This window comes from Candidatus Ichthyocystis hellenicum (assembly GCF_001460935.1).
GTDB lineage: Bacteria > Pseudomonadota > Gammaproteobacteria > Burkholderiales > 2013Ark19i > Ichthyocystis > Ichthyocystis hellenicum.
In genome coordinates this window covers 1,145,216-1,163,391 of record NZ_LN906597.1, presented here as the reverse complement: position 1 = coordinate 1,163,391, position 18,176 = coordinate 1,145,216, and the positions used below count along the sequence as shown (strand labels likewise).

At 36.6% G+C, this 18,176-nt stretch carries 15 protein-coding genes and 1 tRNA gene; 6 read left to right on the top strand and 10 right to left on the bottom strand.

Annotated elements, in window-relative coordinates; genetic code table 11:
• Positions 1 to 7: 7 nt before the first annotated feature.
• Positions 8 to 694 (bottom strand): 7-cyano-7-deazaguanine synthase QueC, encoded by a 687-nt coding sequence (gene queC, locus Arg41_RS04720; protein ID WP_092343081.1) that lies wholly within the window; start codon positions 692 to 694, stop codon positions 8 to 10.
• A 191-nt stretch (positions 695 to 885) separates the two neighbouring features.
• Here queC and Arg41_RS04715 point away from each other — a divergent pair, with 191 nt between their 5' ends.
• Positions 886 to 1,527 carry a carbonic anhydrase gene (locus Arg41_RS04715; protein ID WP_242641402.1) on the top strand — a complete coding sequence of 214 codons (642 nt, stop codon included), beginning with the start codon at positions 886 to 888 and terminating at the stop codon, positions 1,525 to 1,527.
• Here Arg41_RS04715 and Arg41_RS04710 read toward each other — a convergent pair.
• Positions 1,524 to 2,855: a DEAD/DEAH box helicase gene (locus Arg41_RS04710; RefSeq protein WP_092343080.1), complete on the bottom strand. Its 1,332-nt coding sequence runs from the start codon at positions 2,853 to 2,855 to the stop codon at positions 1,524 to 1,526. The genes Arg41_RS04715 and Arg41_RS04710 overlap by 4 nt on opposite strands.
• Positions 2,856 to 3,120: 265 nt before the next feature.
• The gene (locus tag Arg41_RS08435; RefSeq protein WP_278183670.1) at positions 3,121 to 3,246 is read right to left on the bottom strand and encodes a hypothetical protein; all 126 of its coding nucleotides are present in this window, start codon (positions 3,244 to 3,246) and stop codon (positions 3,121 to 3,123) included.
• 411 nt (positions 3,247 to 3,657) lie between these two features.
• Between Arg41_RS08435 and Arg41_RS04705 the strand changes: the two genes are divergently transcribed.
• Positions 3,658 to 7,881: a hypothetical protein gene (locus Arg41_RS04705; RefSeq protein WP_092490521.1), complete on the top strand. Its 4,224-nt coding sequence runs from the start codon at positions 3,658 to 3,660 to the stop codon at positions 7,879 to 7,881.
• A gap of 96 nt (positions 7,882 to 7,977) precedes the next feature.
• Here Arg41_RS04705 and Arg41_RS04700 read toward each other — a convergent pair.
• A tRNA-Ser gene (locus tag Arg41_RS04700) sits at positions 7,978 to 8,067 on the bottom strand.
• Positions 8,068 to 8,214: 147 nt separating this feature from the next.
• Between Arg41_RS04700 and Arg41_RS04695 the strand changes: the two genes are divergently transcribed.
• From Arg41_RS04695 to Arg41_RS04680, 4 genes are read left to right on the top strand one after another with little or no spacing between them, the layout of a single operon-like run.
• The gene (locus Arg41_RS04695; protein WP_157722279.1) at positions 8,215 to 9,567 is read left to right on the top strand and encodes a type IV secretory system conjugative DNA transfer family protein; all 1,353 of its coding nucleotides are present in this window, start codon (positions 8,215 to 8,217) and stop codon (positions 9,565 to 9,567) included.
• A complete protein-coding gene (locus Arg41_RS04690; RefSeq protein WP_092343076.1) occupies positions 9,554 to 10,339 on the top strand; it encodes a hypothetical protein in 786 nt (261 codons plus the stop codon). The genes Arg41_RS04695 and Arg41_RS04690 overlap by 14 nt, the downstream gene beginning before the upstream one ends.
• Positions 10,308 to 11,363: a dihydroorotase gene (gene pyrC / locus Arg41_RS04685; RefSeq protein ID WP_092343075.1), complete on the top strand. Its 1,056-nt coding sequence runs from the start codon at positions 10,308 to 10,310 to the stop codon at positions 11,361 to 11,363. The genes Arg41_RS04690 and pyrC overlap by 32 nt, the downstream gene beginning before the upstream one ends.
• Positions 11,364 to 11,413: 50 nt before the next feature.
• Entirely contained in the window at positions 11,414 to 12,484 is a 1,071-nt protein-coding gene (locus tag Arg41_RS04680; RefSeq protein WP_092343074.1) for a hypothetical protein, read from the top strand.
• Here the strand turns inward: Arg41_RS04680 and purF are convergent.
• The 6 genes from purF to truA form a co-directional block, all read right to left on the bottom strand.
• Entirely contained in the window at positions 12,481 to 13,890 is a 1,410-nt protein-coding gene (gene purF, locus Arg41_RS04675; protein WP_092343073.1) for an amidophosphoribosyltransferase, read from the bottom strand. The two genes, Arg41_RS04680 and purF, sit on opposite strands and share 4 nt — an antisense overlap.
• Positions 13,891 to 14,430 (bottom strand): CvpA family protein, encoded by a 540-nt coding sequence (locus tag Arg41_RS04670; protein WP_092343072.1) that lies wholly within the window; start codon positions 14,428 to 14,430, stop codon positions 13,891 to 13,893. It lies immediately after the preceding gene.
• Positions 14,431 to 14,501: 71 nt separating this feature from the next.
• The gene (locus Arg41_RS04665; protein ID WP_092343071.1) at positions 14,502 to 15,095 is read right to left on the bottom strand and encodes a hypothetical protein; all 594 of its coding nucleotides are present in this window, start codon (positions 15,093 to 15,095) and stop codon (positions 14,502 to 14,504) included.
• Positions 15,083 to 16,393 (bottom strand): bifunctional folylpolyglutamate synthase/dihydrofolate synthase, encoded by a 1,311-nt coding sequence (locus Arg41_RS04660; RefSeq protein ID WP_092343070.1) that lies wholly within the window; start codon positions 16,391 to 16,393, stop codon positions 15,083 to 15,085. The genes Arg41_RS04665 and Arg41_RS04660 overlap by 13 nt, the downstream gene beginning before the upstream one ends.
• Before the next feature lies 1 nt (position 16,394).
• A complete protein-coding gene (accD, locus tag Arg41_RS04655) occupies positions 16,395 to 17,252 on the bottom strand; it encodes an acetyl-CoA carboxylase, carboxyltransferase subunit beta (RefSeq protein WP_092343069.1) in 858 nt (285 codons plus the stop codon).
• Positions 17,253 to 17,275: 23 nt separating this feature from the next.
• The gene (gene truA / locus Arg41_RS04650; protein ID WP_092343068.1) at positions 17,276 to 18,067 is read right to left on the bottom strand and encodes a tRNA pseudouridine(38-40) synthase TruA; all 792 of its coding nucleotides are present in this window, start codon (positions 18,065 to 18,067) and stop codon (positions 17,276 to 17,278) included.
• Positions 18,068 to 18,176: the final 109 nt, after the last annotated feature.

Below are 18,176 nucleotides of genomic sequence, written 5' to 3'. Positions count from 1 at the left end.
TAAAAAACTATGCATAGAGAGTAGTATCTGGAACACCAGAAACTACAAAAGCACGCCTACGAAAAAGGCACGCAGAGCAACACCCACAGGCTAAGACATTATCTATTGCCTGATAACAAGACAAGGTACGTGAAAAATCTACACACAAGCTATACCCAAGAACAACGATATCAGACTTAGAAAAATTAACAAACGGTGCTTCAATACTAATCGAATGGAAACCGACCGCACGAGGTACAGCTTGAGTCACAAGATTATTATAGGCATCAAAATAATTCTTTCTACAATCCGGGTAGTTAGAGTAATCGAGTTCGTTTGCTCCAATAAAAACCTTACTGGCCCCCACTACCTCAGCACAAGAAAGAGCAAAGGACAAAAAAATAGTATTCCTACCTGGAACATAGGTATTATGAACCTCATCACTACTAGGTAATCTTTGAGGGATATCCTTCGATTTATCAATAAGAGACGAACCACCCCAAGGGAAATCTATACGCTGCACCCAGTGCCTTAAAACACCGTAAGTATGACACAGTTCTCTGGCAAGAACAGTCTCGTAACAGCTCCTTTGGCCATATTCAAAAGAAATAGCATATAACTCATATCCCTGATTAGCTAGATGTGCAATCAAAACTGCAGAATCCATCCCCCCAGAAACCAGAACAACACCTCGTCTAGAATTATCTTCTGGCATAAAAAAGCACTCCTGCAGTAGATGATACCAATGTCCAACAACACCTACGATAAGAAATAGGAAGCGGACATGCTACATTAATATTGGTTATATTAGAAAGCCAATTCTTCGACAAATCAAGAAACTATTGGTACAATTGTCCCCGTTTTTTTGTAAGCAATACCTCTGTTTTAAGTAATTTATGGGTGGGGATGGCACGTACTATGATGACAAGCTGGGAAAAAATTATCAATGGTTACAGTAAGTTTCGTAGAGTGTATGCCTCAAACAATAATTCTACCATGAAAGACTTGCATAACTTAGGACAGAATCCGGAAATAATGGTGCTATCGTGCTGCGACTCCCGCGTCGACCCCGCCATAATTATGCAATCTAATCCAGGTGATCTTTTCGTTATACGAAACGTTGCAAACATTGTTCCCCGTTATAATCCGTGTGCTGAGGATAACAACAAGGACGGAACCGTGGCCGCCATGGAATTCGGCATAAAGTTCCTCAACACAAAACACTTCATAATAATTGGTCACAGTCAATGCGCAGGAATAAAAGCACTAAGGCACCCTCTGGATTCAACAGATTTTCTGCTGCCGTGGCTATCCTGTGCTCAAGTACCGTATGATTCCGAAGATGAAAATATAGACAATTACGCCAAGGAGATGTTAAAAAACTCATACAAAAACTGCATGAGCTTCCCCTGGATAAAAGAAGCGGTATCACAAGGAAAACTCAGCATACATTTATGTTTTTTTGAGATCAGCTCTGGGACAATGTACCAGTACCAAGAAAGCGTAAACGGGTACAGAGAACTATGCTCAACTCTTCCTGCTTACTAAACAGAAACCACTTCTTCGAAACTAACCGAAGAACGCCTATCTGACCTTCTAGCGGAGGAAGAAACTCGCTGCTGAGAAAAGTTTTTGTTCTGATTCTGGCGGCGGGGACCACGATCAGAAGCCCTACCATCAGCACCTTGACCACCAAATGAAGAGCGGTTGCGAGAATAAACGGCCTTACTCGCCGAACCACTACTAGATCTAGAAGAAGAACCTCGACGCAATGGAAGATGGCTGTCGCGTGAATCTGGTTTCATAAACCTGTCTATAGCGTACCATCTACGCCTATCTGAGCGCGAAACGAGACATAAGGCCTCCCCATTTGAACCACCTCGTGCAGTACGTCCTACACGATGGATATAGTCCTCCGGACAATGTGGTAAATCATAATTAATTACGTGTTGAATATGAGGTATATCTAGTCCACGCGCAGCAATATCGGTGGCAACAAGAACACGGTATCGTTTTTGACGAAACGCCCTCATAACCCGTTCTCTTTTATTATGTCTCAAATCGCCGTGTATAGCCCTAGCATCATGACCACTGTTAGAAAGGCTATTGGCGATACGATCCGCAGAATACTTCGTCTTAACGAAAACAATCACCGAACCGCTACGATCCCTTAGTTGGTCAAGCAAGGCACTATACTTCTTATCTTCATCAACAAAAACAACCTCTTGCTTGATATTTTCAGCAGGATTGATGGTAGATCCAACCGCTACACGTTCGTAATTAGACAAATAAGTTTCGGCCAAACGCATAATATTACGTGGCAAGGTAGCAGAAAAAAGCAAACTTTGGCGTTCAGACGGCAAATGCTTGCAAATCCTCTCTATTTGCACAGAAAATCCCATGTCCAACATGCGATCTGCTTCATCCAAAACCAAAAAACCAACATTTCTTAAATTAAGACTACCCCTCATCAGATGATCATTAATTCTACCTGGAGTCCCAACGTACAAACGCGGCTTAAGTCTCAATTGACGCAATTGATGTTCCATAGAATCACCACCAATTAACAAAGCCGTCTTGATAGCAGAACCACCCAAAAGATCGGATAATGATCTCATAACCTGAGTTGCCAACTCACGGGTGGGAGTCATAACAAGTGCTGACGCTTCAGCATTTGAAATCAAATTAACAGCCAATGGTATACCAAACGCTGCAGTCTTGCCCGCACCCGTATGTGCAGATCCTAAAACATCTTTACCCGTCATCGCTACTGGAATAGTAGCAAACTGAACTGGAGTTGGGGACTTAAACCCCAATTTATCTAAAGCTTGCAACAAAACAACTGGAAGACCAAAAGAACTAAAGTTGTTGTCCATTATATTATATCCCTAGTGTCACACCAAACACCCACGTCGGAAGATACCGGCATAACAATCAGTAACTGGAGATAAAAGAGGAAAAAACGCGCGCAGGAAAACCCAAACAACCGAAGATCAGAGATACAAGATTGACAAAAACCCAGGCTAGAAACCTTCCCTAAAGGAACCGACGCCCCCCGTAAAGGAAAAGAATAGCAGCACGTAAAATCCAGCTTCCACTAACGTTATAGAACACCAAAAACTACCCAAAGGGCAGAACCAATCACCATCCCAAGGCACGCACAGATAAAAACAGAAAGCGCGATAGAAAGTGTGAAAAAACACCGGGAAAAGGAAAAAACCCCCGCTCAGCCCCCAGAGTAAACTCTGGCCCTCGCGAACAACCCACCCAAAATGTATAGTAGTAGAAGAGTAAACGCGAGCTACAAAGCCAAGGTATACTGAAAACACAAATAAAGCAAGCCACACTTACTAATGTTGAGATAAGAAACAAAAAAAACTTCTCACTTGATATATATTTGGCTTTAGCTTGTTTAGTATGATCAATGAATAACCCATTATACCAAGCAAATAAAGACTGTAGACTAAAATAATAATATGAAAATATCTCTAACAACTAAACAGTAGCTAGGTTATATTTGTATTTCAACCTCATAAAATAAAAAATACGAAACCAATTTTTTGTTTCAAAATTTTAGAATTGATAGGATAGAATAATATCTTATAGGATTACATTCATTCTCTGATTATAGTTTGCAGAGGTTAGTTTTCATCTATTTAACAATGTTTTTAATAGCATATGAACTTCACCACACAGTACAGTGATCCAATCACAAATGAAAATTATCAACCAGAATCATCAGAAACCAATGTTGCTGATGAAATTAATATGTTTATAGAAAGAGTAGAAAGAGAAATTAATTATAGAACTAGTTCTCAACCAATTATAAACGAAGAAGATATAATTGAAGATTTATTATGTAATTTCAGTTCTACAAATTCCTTTACGGTTGCAATAAAAGATGATGGTACGCAAGAATTGCCTCATGTACTTGATAAAAAATCACTTGACGATTTAGATGACATAATTGGCATAACTTGCATCGATGAGGATAAATCTGCACCGGGGATAAATCAGGACATAACAGACGAAGATAGAATTAAAATCAGAGAAATAGAGGAATACCTAAGATGCGAGGGGTATGATAATACTAAACCTAGTTACTCAAGCACTAATGATAATGTAGAAAATAAAAAACCACACGACCTCTCCTTACCATGGGTAAAAAATTTAGAACCAAGTGAAAATTGTCATAATTGCTATAGTTGCTACAAATATGAAGACAATGATAACCGTGATAAAAGAATAACATTTTTGGTAACACATGATACAAAATGGGAATATGGAGAAATACCTTTAAATACTGGAACAAGAATAAATAGTATTGAATTGGAATCCATTGGTAAAATATTATCGGAAAACAAAATTCAAGAATACGATAAACTTATCAAATTTCTTGATTACGATACATTAGTATTAATTGAATCGATTAAAGAAAGAACAGCACATGCATGCATTAGAATGATAAGAAGAAATATTTTTAACAAAATCATGAAAAGACAAAAAAAAGAATCCAATGACCTCAAAATATCCTACGAGTTAATTTCGTTACTATCCTCAGGAGAATTACGAAAAAACAGGAAATTCTATATGAAATCCTCACAAAGGATTTGCTGTTCTTATCTCAACAAAAACTATTCTGTATGCTTGAAAAAAAGACTAAGCGACATTGGAATTATTGGTTCCAAAACAAAAGACGAAGGACATAATAACAGTTTATTTAAAAATTTATTTATATCTATATTATGTTACACACACTTCGAAGTAATGAAAGATATTATATCTAAAGGAAACAATTACAACAAATATCAACCTTACATATCAGATTTTCTCGAAGACATTAAAAGAAATACACCTTTATGGAAAAAATTAAAAAGCGACAACTCTATTAACCAAAACATGCCCGATAATCAAGAAATCCACGATCAATTGATGCCACAAAAAAATAAAGAAATATCCGATTGTATAGCAAAAGACATAGTGTCTGTAGTAGTAAAAAAACGAAACAGTATTTTGCAACGAAAACCAGCTGCTGTAATAAATACAATAACTCTATATCATAGGAATAAAATTACAAAAGGAGAAGCTATTGCAAGGATAAAAAAAGTATTAACAGCAGAGTATAGTGACGGAGTTATTAACAGGATGGTAGTTGAAACGTATAACTTAAATTATAGTCACAAAGTACTTAGTTTTACTAATATAGGAGCATTACCAAATGCATGTATATCTATCTTCAACCATGCAAAAAAAATTATTCGTTCACACATAGAAAAAGAACCTAAAATAATATTTAATTTACTGGCATTTGATTTTATAACTGAAACTAAAGCTTTATCTGGTCCTACAGGAAAATTAAGCTTTAATCCCAAAAAAATATCCAGAAAAATAGTTAAATTTTATGCAAAATGGATATTTAATAAATATAAACTACCAATAGCAATATCATCGGATAATTTGCCATATTCAGAAAAAAATCCCAAGAAAATTCATCATTCTATAAGAATTATAACTGCTGATAATTTTTCTAATGAGTTAGTTGCTGAAATATCAAAAGAAATACACAAAATCATCAATGCCATAGATAGTGATTTTAAAGAAATTGCAGCAAAGATTAATAATCTTGGCGACTGTATGACACACCTAAATATTTATTCAGTAAAGAGTCTATCAGCTATAATTTTAGGGCAATGTGCCTTCAAAGCACTAAAAAGATTATATAAGTCTGAAATACACAAGAATATAGTTAATATTCTCAGAAATAACAAAAAATCAGTGGTAACTATAAAAAAAAAATTAGATAGAATTGATCTATCTAGGTGTATTTTGTACATAATTAAATCGGTAAACTCAGTTACATGGTCTAAGTATGATGAATATGAATCTATTATTTTAAGCAAGATATGTAACTATGCAAACATAAGCTTAGAAGCTTCGGTATTATCAAAAATAGAAAAATTACAATCTGCGTTTAACCTAGAATCAAAAAATAAATCTATTTACACAGTAGCTAAAAAAACAAAAGAACTTTCCTACCAAGAGTATCCTGGACCGAAAAAAATATCAATAATTATAAGTAAATTGACTAATTTTGTTAAAAGTCAAGTTTTACCACCGGAAGAATTTACAAATTTATTATACGAAGCAATAAAAGACGAATACTTCTTCCACGGTAAAAGAAAAAAATTACTACCTTTTGATAGAAGTGAGCACGCTAAAAGACACATATTAACTATCTTTGATAAATGCTGGACAAAGAATATAAAATTCTTCATAAGAACTTATGTGCTCTCGGTTGAAAAACTAAAAACAGAAATGGAGTCTCTACTAATACCTGCATCAAAGTTTACATTTACCCAAGAATGTCTCGCTAACATAAACAATAAACTTACTAAAACCACTATAAGGGCTAGCAAATCATCGAATAGTGATGAATCAAAAAGCTATGAACTAAAGAACTACGGTAAAACTTGGATATGTGTAGAAAGCAAATTATCAAAAGCATTAAATCAAGTTGAAATTTCTGCGGCAAATGATATACGAAAATATTTCGAAGAAAGAAAGTCAAACTTCCTATCTGGAAAGATACTGCATTTTACTGCCAACAAAACAATAAGACAAATAAACATTGTTAATGAAGTTAACAGTGCAGTGAGTTCATGGACAAATGAAATACCGGAAACAAATTATAACTCATATGAAGTTGACAGAATTTTATCAAATTTAAGTAAAAGCACAGACATTTGTTCATTTGTATTGCATTCAGACATAATGCGATACTTCTTAGGAGACAGCAAATCATTTTTATGCTTTGAGCTAACGAAGGAAATACTACGCATTAAAAATGTCATAGCATACATCACTAAGAAAAATATTGTTCGCGAAACGTACATGTTATTTTGCAGTAGATTTAGGGTTTCTATCTATGAAAACTCTGATGAAATCAAGAGATTAATTGGAGAAGAATCAAAGAAAATAGAATCATTACCGTTGTTGGATGCCATTAGAAGTATTGTTAATCTTGAAAGAAGAAACTTAGAAGACGTAGATGATTATTTCAAATCAGCATTTAGCCAAAAAGAATATTACGATATCGAAAAAAGCCCCCACAATTTTGATGTAAAAGTAGAAGAATTCATAAAAAAAATGAATGTTACATCGCCTAGTTTTCATGTATTACTAAAAAGATCCATCAAGTCTATATTAGTATTTATAAATAATAATTTTAAATCTGATATGCATAAAATACGTAAAAATGGCATTGATCACTACCTACAACACTGCAAAACTAAGTCTATTAAAAATCTATGTGAAATAATATTTAAAGATGTGTTCATGTACAACACTTCAAATGGAAAAATATATAAAAAAATTTACTCATTGCTTGATATATGCGCTTTTAATGGATGGACATTATCAAAAAAATGCAGAATGGAAGCCACATTCTACATATTTGACATTATCGCAGAAGAAATAGCACGTGAATTTAATCGTAAAATACTACCAGAGGAGCTGGATTCAATTGCAAATAATCTAGCAAGAAAAAAGGTGTTACGCGAGACGAAAACATCAATGGACAGTATATTCTACGTGTGGAAAGAGGTTATTAAGAAGAACATAAAGGAATATAAAATAAGTGCAGAAGAACGCTACCTCCAAAATCCGTTATTTTTAAAAATCATGCTCAAAAACCACGTACTAGAACTAAATCAAGTCTCAATTACTAGGGATGTAATAGTATCAAAACTAAGCGGACTCTATCACATATCTAACCCAGACTACGAATTATCGAATTTTGACGAAATCGACAAAATTTGCATAATAAGAGCGCTAGAAGCAAGGCTAGATAGAATCATAGAAACCGAAATTGAGAACAACATCATCCGCCCCAACTCAAAGTAGAATTTTGATCATTTTGCGTTTTTTCTAAACACCAGTCACATCATCTTCTAAACCCAGAACACAGTGCACTATTATTCCTACAATTGCGTATTTATTTGGCGGAGAGTGAGGGATTCGAACCCACGGTGGGTTTACACCCACAACAGTTTTCAAGACTGCCGCATTCAACCGCTCTGCCAACTCTCCCTGGTACAAAAGCAAGCTATAGTACTATAATAATCTACCAAGATCCAATAATATTATTCAAGAATCTGCGCAACTAATTAAAAATTATAACAAACCCCAAATTGTACCAGTACTTTCTTGATCGTGGTCTTGCCTTTAAACATGGAGATGATATCTGTGCTAGGTGATGTAGTAGGACTAATGCTCTTCCTTATAAGAAAGCTAGTATCAGCAGTCAAAATCACACTCAGCATCAACAAACATCAAAGCATCTTTCATGCTGTATCGATGATGAGAGAATGCCAAAAAACATTTGAAACAATAAGATACATTAACCCTAAAAAAGGAGTATTTATTGGTTTAACTACACATAACGACCCCCTGTTCTGGCCATTAGAGCAGCTACAGAAAAATCACATCGCCTTCATCGGAGAAAGTGGTTGCGGAAAAACCATGGCAGCAACCAGCATCATAGCCCAATGCACAAAAAATTTTAACGAATGCAGCATTATTTTCGATCCCAAACGTGATCTGCAGATGATTAACACCCTATATGATTACCTAGAAGAAAATAACAAGTTCCACATTTTAGATCTGTCACCCCAAGCCCCACCTCAAATAAACCCATTTCAAGATGCACTACCAGCCGACATAGAAATGATGCTCATATCAGCTTTCCAGTTACACAATTCTGGGAATGCAGGTGTAGATTTTTACAGAGGTGAGGATAGAGATGCAGCTAGACTATCATCAAATATAATATATCAAAATAAAATGTGTTTTCCTGAATTTTTAAAACAGGCAGGAAATATAAAGGAGATTTACAAAAAGCATGCGTTTTGGAGAGAATGTCAGCAATTAGGATTTCTACCTGCGCTTCAAGCCCATTCCGGTCTATCTCTTGCAGATGTAATCCAACCGGGGCATATAATTTATGTAATTGGAAACACATCCCAACCAAGGGTACAATCTGCAATGAGGTTGGTATTACAAATAATTATTCAGATAATTGAAAAACGAGACCTTAGAAAATGTCCTTCAATTGGGCTATTCATAGATGAACTCAGGTATGTTTTATCAGAAACTATGCTTACATCCCTTTCTACTATACGCGACAAAAATGTCCATTTACTATTAGCATTCCAAGACATTGGCAATCTATTAGAATCAAGCTCTGTCAACCCCAAAGCCGTAGAATCCATAGTTATGACAAACACTTCTATAAAATTCATTTACAGAATTTCTCACGGACACACTCTAAACACACTTGAGAAAATATCAGGGTACTATTATCAAAAAAATACCTTTAAACCACACATTCATGCTGGAATAATAAGTCATCTACCCAAGCCTCAAAGCAAGAAAAACGCTAGTGTAGGGCTTATATTTGGAGATGGGCCTGCATATATTATACGCTGCACACCAATTAAAGTTTTGCCACAACAATTTAAAATACTCCCTAAGGTACATCAATATAAACCCTGCGAACATGGAGTCACTTCACCATATGATCTTATCTAAAAAAGACCGATCACAGAAATTGCTTCCTATAAACCAAGCTCGAATTATCCATCAACAAAAAATTGACAAAATTCTGTCGTTCATAAAAGATGAACCATACACAACTATAAGTATTCTACAAATGCTCTTAAAACTAAAAAATACTCAATCAATAAAGAAAATAATGATTGGGCTGAAATCATCTTCGATCGTATGGGAAAAAACTATCACAATTTCACCTGCTAAGATTATTAGCATATGGGGAATTACAACACACGGAGAAATGCTGCTATTAACGGAACAAGAGGTGCTCACACGCATTACCACTAGAAGGAAATCTAGACACATAAAACAATACCAACACACACTAACACTACAAAAAATAAGGATTTTGGCCCATCATGCTGGATGGACGAAATGGATAAACAAGAGCCAATCTGCTTTCATCGGCGAACAAACCTCAAGAGTAGACGCAATTTGCACATCACCGGCTGGGTGCGCATTTGCTATAGAATACGAACGAACTCTCAAAAACATCAATCGCTACAGAGATATCGTAGGTAACAGACTGCAATCCATAAAAAGAAATGAGTACCAATACATAGTATGGATAAGCGACGACCTCAAAGTATACAAGAGGCTTAAAAAAATATTATTCTCCATTAAGTATGTGGTCGTCTACGACACAATAGTGTGCTTGGAAAAAGATAAACACCTAAGTAAAATGCTATGTGTTCATTACACAGAATGGCCTTATATAGATGAAAAAATATCTTGTAATAAAAGCACCTGATGATTGGCACCTACATTTAAGAGACGGAGACATTACCAGCGTTATCATCCAAGACACATGCCGACAATTTAAGCGAGCTCTGGTAATGCCAAACTTGGATCCCCCTTTAACCACTGTCGAAGATGCAATAGGCTATAGGAAGAGAATTAATAAGGTAAAACCAAGCGGTAGTACATTTACGCCGTTTATGTCACTCTATTTAACATCGACACTATTACCAGATGAAGTGTATAATATGTCTAAGAATAAAGACTTACTGGCCATAAAATGGTACCCCAAAGGGGTTACAACTAACTCCGCATGCGGTATAGCTCAAAACACTTCCATAAATCCAGATGTTTTACAGGCCATGATTGATTACGGCATTGTACTTTGCGTACATGGTGAAAGCTCATTGCCATCTGTAGATCCTTTTGATCGAGAAAAAGTGTTTATTAAGGATGAGCTACTTCCTCTACAAAAAAAGTTTCCTGACCTAAAAGTTGTTTTGGAGCATATAACAACACGACAAGCTGTAGAATATGTTAAACAAACTCCCAATACTGCGGCAACGATAACAGCTCACCATTTAGCATTTGACAGAAAAGCACTTTTTGATGGTGGATTGCGTCCTCATTGGTACTGTATGCCATTGTTAAAAAGAAAAGAAGATAGATTAGCACTGGTAGAGGCAGCAACATCTGGGGAATCAAAGTTCTTTTTAGGAACAGATTCTGCACCTCATACATCAGATCATAAAGAGTCTTCATGTGGTTGTGCTGGTTGTTATACAGCCCCACATGCTATGGAACTTTATGCAACTATTTTTGAATCACATGGTTATATTGATAGACTAGAGCACTTCAGTAGCATTGCTGGCTCCAATTTCTATAATCAAGAGACAAATAACGAAGAACTTCATTTGATAAAGGAAGAATGGAAAGTACCTTGCGCCACCATACTTCCAAACGAGAAAAAAGTAATTCCACTATGTGCAGGAATGGTTTTTCACTGGAAAGCTAAAATGGTCTTAAGTGGGCTATAACTTAAATTATTACATAATCGTTTCCAGTTCCTTCCTTCAGGAATATAGGCATGATCAGTTCATTCACAGCAGACAAAGAATCTATCAGCTTCAAGGAGATATATGAATACGGAACTAGAGAGCCGAAATGTACTTTCTTTTTGTACAGAATAATAAAAAGCACTTTTCTAGTAAGGTTTTTATTATATATACATAGGCATTTTACAAGCGTGTGTGAATTTGAAAATTTTTTACAAAATTACATGACTTTCCTAATATTTGAAGCTATAAGTAATTCTGTAAGAAAAACAAGCTCATACGAAAATATGTCTTTATTGGTATTAATTCAGCTAGATCTTAAACTTGATGAAAAATCTTTATACAATAAGATTAAGTATCCCATAAGCAAAATTAGATACATAAGTTACATACACAATCTTTTCAACACTATGGCAATTTATAAAGAGGAAACAACAGCGGACAGGCCCTGCAATAAATACTGGAACAAACTTATAGAAAAAATAAGCAAAAAATTAGATAGAAAAAAATATAAAATTGTTTTTCCAACTAAAGAATACATTGAACTAATATCTACTTTCATAAAAGCGGCTATGTACACCTTATTTGAAAAAGAAAAATCTGAGATTAGTATGATTTTACGAAGTAAAACCTCAGACGATATGCAACAGAGATACAAAGAAGTCATGACAGCACTAGTTCCTCAAAAATGCGACCCCAAAATGCACAAACTTGCATACCAAACAGTACATAATTACATTTCAAAACAGCTAAACGGTATGTCTAATGAAGAATCGGAACTCACAAAAGAGATAATGCCTACAAACATATATAAAGAAGTAATTTTAAAAATTGAAGCAGAAACATTAATTTTAAAAGGATTTCAAGAAATAATTAAAAACCCAAGCAAATCTGAATCGATAATGATATCAATTACTATGAAGGTAAACAAAATTTACAACCCTATAAAAAACAGATACAGCGTAAAAAAACACGACAACGCTGACCTAATAGACAGCATTAAATCCGCACTAGAGAAAATAGGAACGCCAAAAGAAAAACAACTTATACGTGACTCCCTATCAAAAAGCATTCGGCGTTCGCTAATACTCAACGACAGTTAGTCTACGATATATAAGCCATCAAAACACGACGTTTCTGCTCTAAAAATATCAGAAGATAAACCAGATACAAGATCCTGTAGATCAGACAAATCCTGATAGATAAGAACATCCGCACCTATTTCTCGACAAACATCATCATCTGTACGCGAATAAGCTATAAGCTCCCCATAAGTTGGCATATCAATACCATAGCGATTAGGATAACGAACTGGGGGAGCTGCCGAAGCCATGAAAACACGGCAAGCACCAGATTGACGTGCCATTTGCACAATTTCACGACTAGTAGTTCCTCTAACAATAGAGTCATCAACTAGCAACACGGATCTACCAGAAAATTCACTTACTATAGGATTAAGCTTTCTTCTTATAAATTTTTGACGAGAGGACTGAGCAGGCATAATAAAAGTACGACCAATATAACGATTTTTAACAAATGCCTCACTGTAAGGAAGACCTAAAGATAAGGCTAAAGACAAGGCAGAATAGCAAGAAGAATCTGGAATAGGAACCACAACATCAACATGCTGGTACAATCCAGAGCTACGAACCTTTTTTGCCAAAAGCACCCCCATCATCTTTCTTACGTCAGAAATATAAGAACCATAAGAAATTGAGTCTGGACGAGAAAAATAAATATACTCAAACAAACACGGATGAGATAGCACTCCTGGAGCATACTGAAAGCGATGAAGATTCATCGAGAAATCAATAAAAACCATCTCACCGGCTTTAACATCTCCAATCAAATTAAAACCATTTATATCGAGTGCAACCGACTCTGAAGATAACATATAAGAAACATTGCCATTATCTTCTCTACAACCCAAAACAAGAGGACGAATGCCGTATGGATCCTGAAAAGCCAAAAGACCATGATTTGCTATCAAACAAACAACAGAGTAGGCACCTTTAACTCGTTGGGACAAAAGAGAGAGAGCATGACATATAATCTCAGGGGTCAAATCAATCCCGTTAGATGAACAACCTAGTTCATGAGCCAAAACATTAAGCAATAATTCTGAATCTGAAGAAGTATTAATGTGGCGATAGTCAACATTTTCAAGGGAGAAACGAACTTCATCAGCATTTACCAAATTACCATTGTGAGCCAGTACCAAACCATAGGGAAAATTAACGTAGAATGGTTGAGCTTCAACAGCAACTATCGATCCAGAAGTTGGGTAACGACAATGGGCTATACCTGCAACCCCTGGCAGAGCTGAAAGTTCCTTATCACTAAAAACATCTCTGACTAGACCTGAATTTTTGACTAAGTGAAACTGACCATGACTATCAATGGTTGCCATACCTGCAGCATCTTGCCCCCTATGCTGCAACACAGTAAGACCATCGTAGAGCAACCCACTGGCAAGAGAGCTACCGATAACACCTAAAACACCACACATTTATACTACTTTCTTAGCTGCTACCACCTTATAGCGTTTCTTTGAAAACTTGCTGATATCTGCATAAAAACAAGGAAAAACACTTTCAAATGTATCTTCTATCTGAAAACGAAACACAGATTGTTGGAAAAAAACTTTCCCAGATAGGCTAGATTGCTTCAAAAATGATATCAATACAAACGACAATACAAAACCACGAAATGCCCCCGTAAATAAACCACACACTGTATCAAGAACACCCATATCGGCTTTTCTGACCAATCCTGAGAATAATAGACCACAAATGTTAAGTATTAAAAGCGAAAATAAAAACACGAATATAGGAACCAAAATTTTAGGCTGTGGCAATTGCTGTTGATTAAACCAACGAACCATTACATTAAAGTACCTACCTAAAATCCAAAAAGCACACAACCATGCCAACAAAGCGAAAAAATCGCGGACAAACCCACGATGTACACCCCACAGTAAGGAAAACACAAAAACAACAACAATAATCCAGTCCAATACTGACAAATAAGAAAAATATGAAGCATTCATAACTACTAATGCCTTTCTAATAAATTGTTACTCGTATAAAAAATCTCAAACTTAAAAGTAAGCTGTTATGGTTAATTTAGATAATCATTTCTATTCTTCATGGGCTTCTTTGTACCCACGGAATTTGATGCGTGTTTTATACGATGACCGGAAGTAAAATTCACATCCGGATGGTCAATAGCAATTTTGGTTTCTGGCTTCACATGGCGATAAACACTATGCTTAGATACAACAGGAGCAGGATAAACTTTTGTCAAACGCTTAGACACAGAATCTGTTTTAAACTTATCACTATAGGAATGAACTTTAGCATCTGAAGTCAAACTACGATTGTTATTACTCAACAAAACAGCAGGCAACTTAACCGAACCAGCCACAGAGGGAAGGGAGTACCTAGGATCATTATGCGGATAAATTAAAACGGTCTGTATTGGCTGAACAGGTCGCGAAAACTCTTTTAGGCTATCAGCCCTGGATAAATTATTAATCGCCAGCTGCAAAGGCTTATCAGGAATAAAATAACGCCCGCGAAAGATAAAAGGTAGTAACATCACAGCAACCAGAGCTAAAACACCAGCACCAAGCAAACGACGACGGGCCAAAATAGTTTGAGTCTCATCTCTAGGCGCGGATTGTACCACAATTTTCTCTTTCATAGTAAACATGATCCATGCCATAAAAAATTAGATCTTTGCAAAAATGAACCAACTAGATAAAAAGAACCAAAAATAACAATACGATCATCCAAAGATGCGCTACGGTAGGCCTTATTATAAGAATCAAATGGATCGGACGTAGTATGAACCGTAGAAGTATCTACACCGACATCTTGCAAAGATGAAACTATATCCACCAAAGAACACGAACGAGAAGATGTTAACTCGCAAACGAACCATTGGCAAAACTGATCTTTTATAATTTTAAGCATAGAGTAATAATCCTTATCCCGCAGGCAAGAAAAAATTGCTATTGTATTGGGTGAATACGGCATATCAATTAGTGTGTCTCGCAAACAATTCACTCCGGAGGGATTATGAGCCACATCTAGAACAACAGACGGCCTGCCAGGAATAACTTGGAAACGACCAGGTATGGTAGTACCAATAAAAGCAGCACGAATATCACTAACCGAAACAGGAAAGCGATTAAACAGTTCTTGAACAACGCGCAAAGCACACGAAGCATTTCTCAGCTGATGTCTGCCTCTCATGGATGGTACAGGAAGTGCTTTCCAGACACCAATGGGAGATGAATACCTCCACTGCTTAGAGTCAACTGGCTCCCAGGAAACAAAAAAATCTTTCTGCAAACAACAAATATTTGATCCTTCCTTCAAGGCATACTCTAATAGTGAACTTGGTGGCGATAAATCACCGCAAACGGCTAATTTTCCCTTACGGAAAATACCTGCCTTCTCACGACCAATAGATTCACGATCATGACCCAAATAATTCTGGTGATCCAAATCGACACTGCTAACTATCGAACACTCTGGATCTAGAACATTGGTTGCATCTAAAGCACCTCCGAGACCAACCTCATATATGAGGACATCAGCATGGTACTTTTGCCAAAAAATAAATGACAAAGCAGTAATTGACTCAAAGTACGTCAAATTTAAATCACTAAAATTAGAAAGAAGAAACGATGATAGATCAATCCATACCTCCTCCGGTAACATAGAACCGTTATACTTAATACGCTCGCGAACGGTAATCAGATGTGGCGAAACAAATGATCCAACTCTATAACCTGCCCGGCAGTAGATTGCCTCCAAATAAGCACAAGTAGATCCTTTCCCATTAGTGCCTCCAACTAATATTACATGAGCATTAATTTTAGGAAGTCTACGCTTAACCTCAACCATGCGCGACAAAGACAAATCGACACAACTGTGATCACGGTAAAATGTTTCCTGGAACCACTCATCAAAGCAAAAAGACTTGTCTTTTGTAGATGACATTTTAATTTGCTTCGTTCATTAATAAACTCAATATATTATGAATTTTATCTCTCAAATGGTGTCGATTAACAATCATATCAATTGCACCCTTCTCGAGAAGAAACTCCGACCTCTGAAATCCATCCGGCAATTTTTCACGTACTGTCTGCTCAATTACCCTAGGACCCGCGAAACCAATAAGAGCACCTGGTTCTGCCAAAACTACATCAGCTATAAAAGCAAAACTTGCAGATACACCACCCATCGTAGGATCAGTCAGAACACTTATAAAAGGCAATCCTGCCTGACGCAAAAAATGCAATGCAGCAGTAGTCTTAGCCATTTGCAATAGGGAAAACATACCTTCCTGCATACGAGCACCACCTGATGAGGTAAAACAAACAAATGGGCATCCCTGTTGCACTGCATAACGTACACCTCGTACAAAGCGTTCACCAACAACCGATCCCATAGATCCCCCCATAAAGGAGAAATCAAATGCCGCCACCACAACAGGTAAAGATTTTACCGCACCAAACATAACCAAAATAGCATCGGATACACCTGTTTCACTATAAGCTTTTGATAAACGGTCCTTATATGGCTTGGTATCAAAAAATTTTAGCGGATCACAAGGACAGACTTCAGTACCTATAGACTCACGCCCATCTTGATCCAAAAATAAATCTAGTCTCAGAGAGGCATTTAAACGTTGGTGCTGAGAACAATTAGGACAAATATAGAGATTTTTAACCACATCAGAGTAGTACAAAACAGCATCACAATGTGAACACTTAGACCACACCCCTTCTGGAACTATACGTCTCAGATCGGGATTTCTCTGAATTTTAGGTGGCAAGATCTTATCAAGCCAACTCATTAATATCTCCTAGCCAATTTACATCACCCAGGACATAAAGGTAAAAAATTACTACCATCTATGCTCGGAAAGCAGTATTGTGCCGGGTATTTTACGGAGAGTAAATATAGCCCATCTGGCGGGGCAGTTGGGGGAGCGAAAAGACGACTACGTTGCAGTATAAGCTCATATAACCAGTCACTGTCACACAAACCTCGCCCTATAAAAATCAAAGCTCCCATAATGTTACGTACCATATGCTGCAAAAAAGAGTTAGCCTCCACTTCAAAGATCAAAAAACTATCCTGACGAACTAGGGATACATCTTTAATTTCTCTAACCGGGGAAACAGCCTGGCACTCAGAACTGCGGAATGATGAAAAATCGTAACACCCTACCAATAATGGCAAGGCCTTATAAATGGCTTCTTCGGATAAAACATGGTGAGTCCATGATACTCTGTGAGCAAATAATGCCGGTCTTACAGGACTCATAAATAAAATATACCTATAGCGTCGAGACAAGGCACTGCGACGGGCATGGAAATAATCAGAAATTGGACTTGCCCACAACACTCGCACTGATTTTGGCAAATAAGAATTAACCCCTCTAACCCAGGCCATATGGTGACGAACAGCATTAGTATCAAAATGAACCACCTGCCCGATAGCATGGACACCGCTATCAGTTCTACCTGCAGCAACAACCGATACTTTCTCTCCAGCGATACGTGAAAGGGCAGACTCCAAAGATTCCTGGATGGTAGGAACGAAAACTTGTTTTTGCCAACCACAAAAGTCGTAACCAAAATACTCAATTTGAAGCACCCAGCGCATAGGAAACTACCCCATACTAAAACCAAATCGCAGAACAGAAAAACATATGGGGATTATAATGGTTATATTCTAATGTGCACTAAGAACAGGAAATAAAATGGGAAAAATA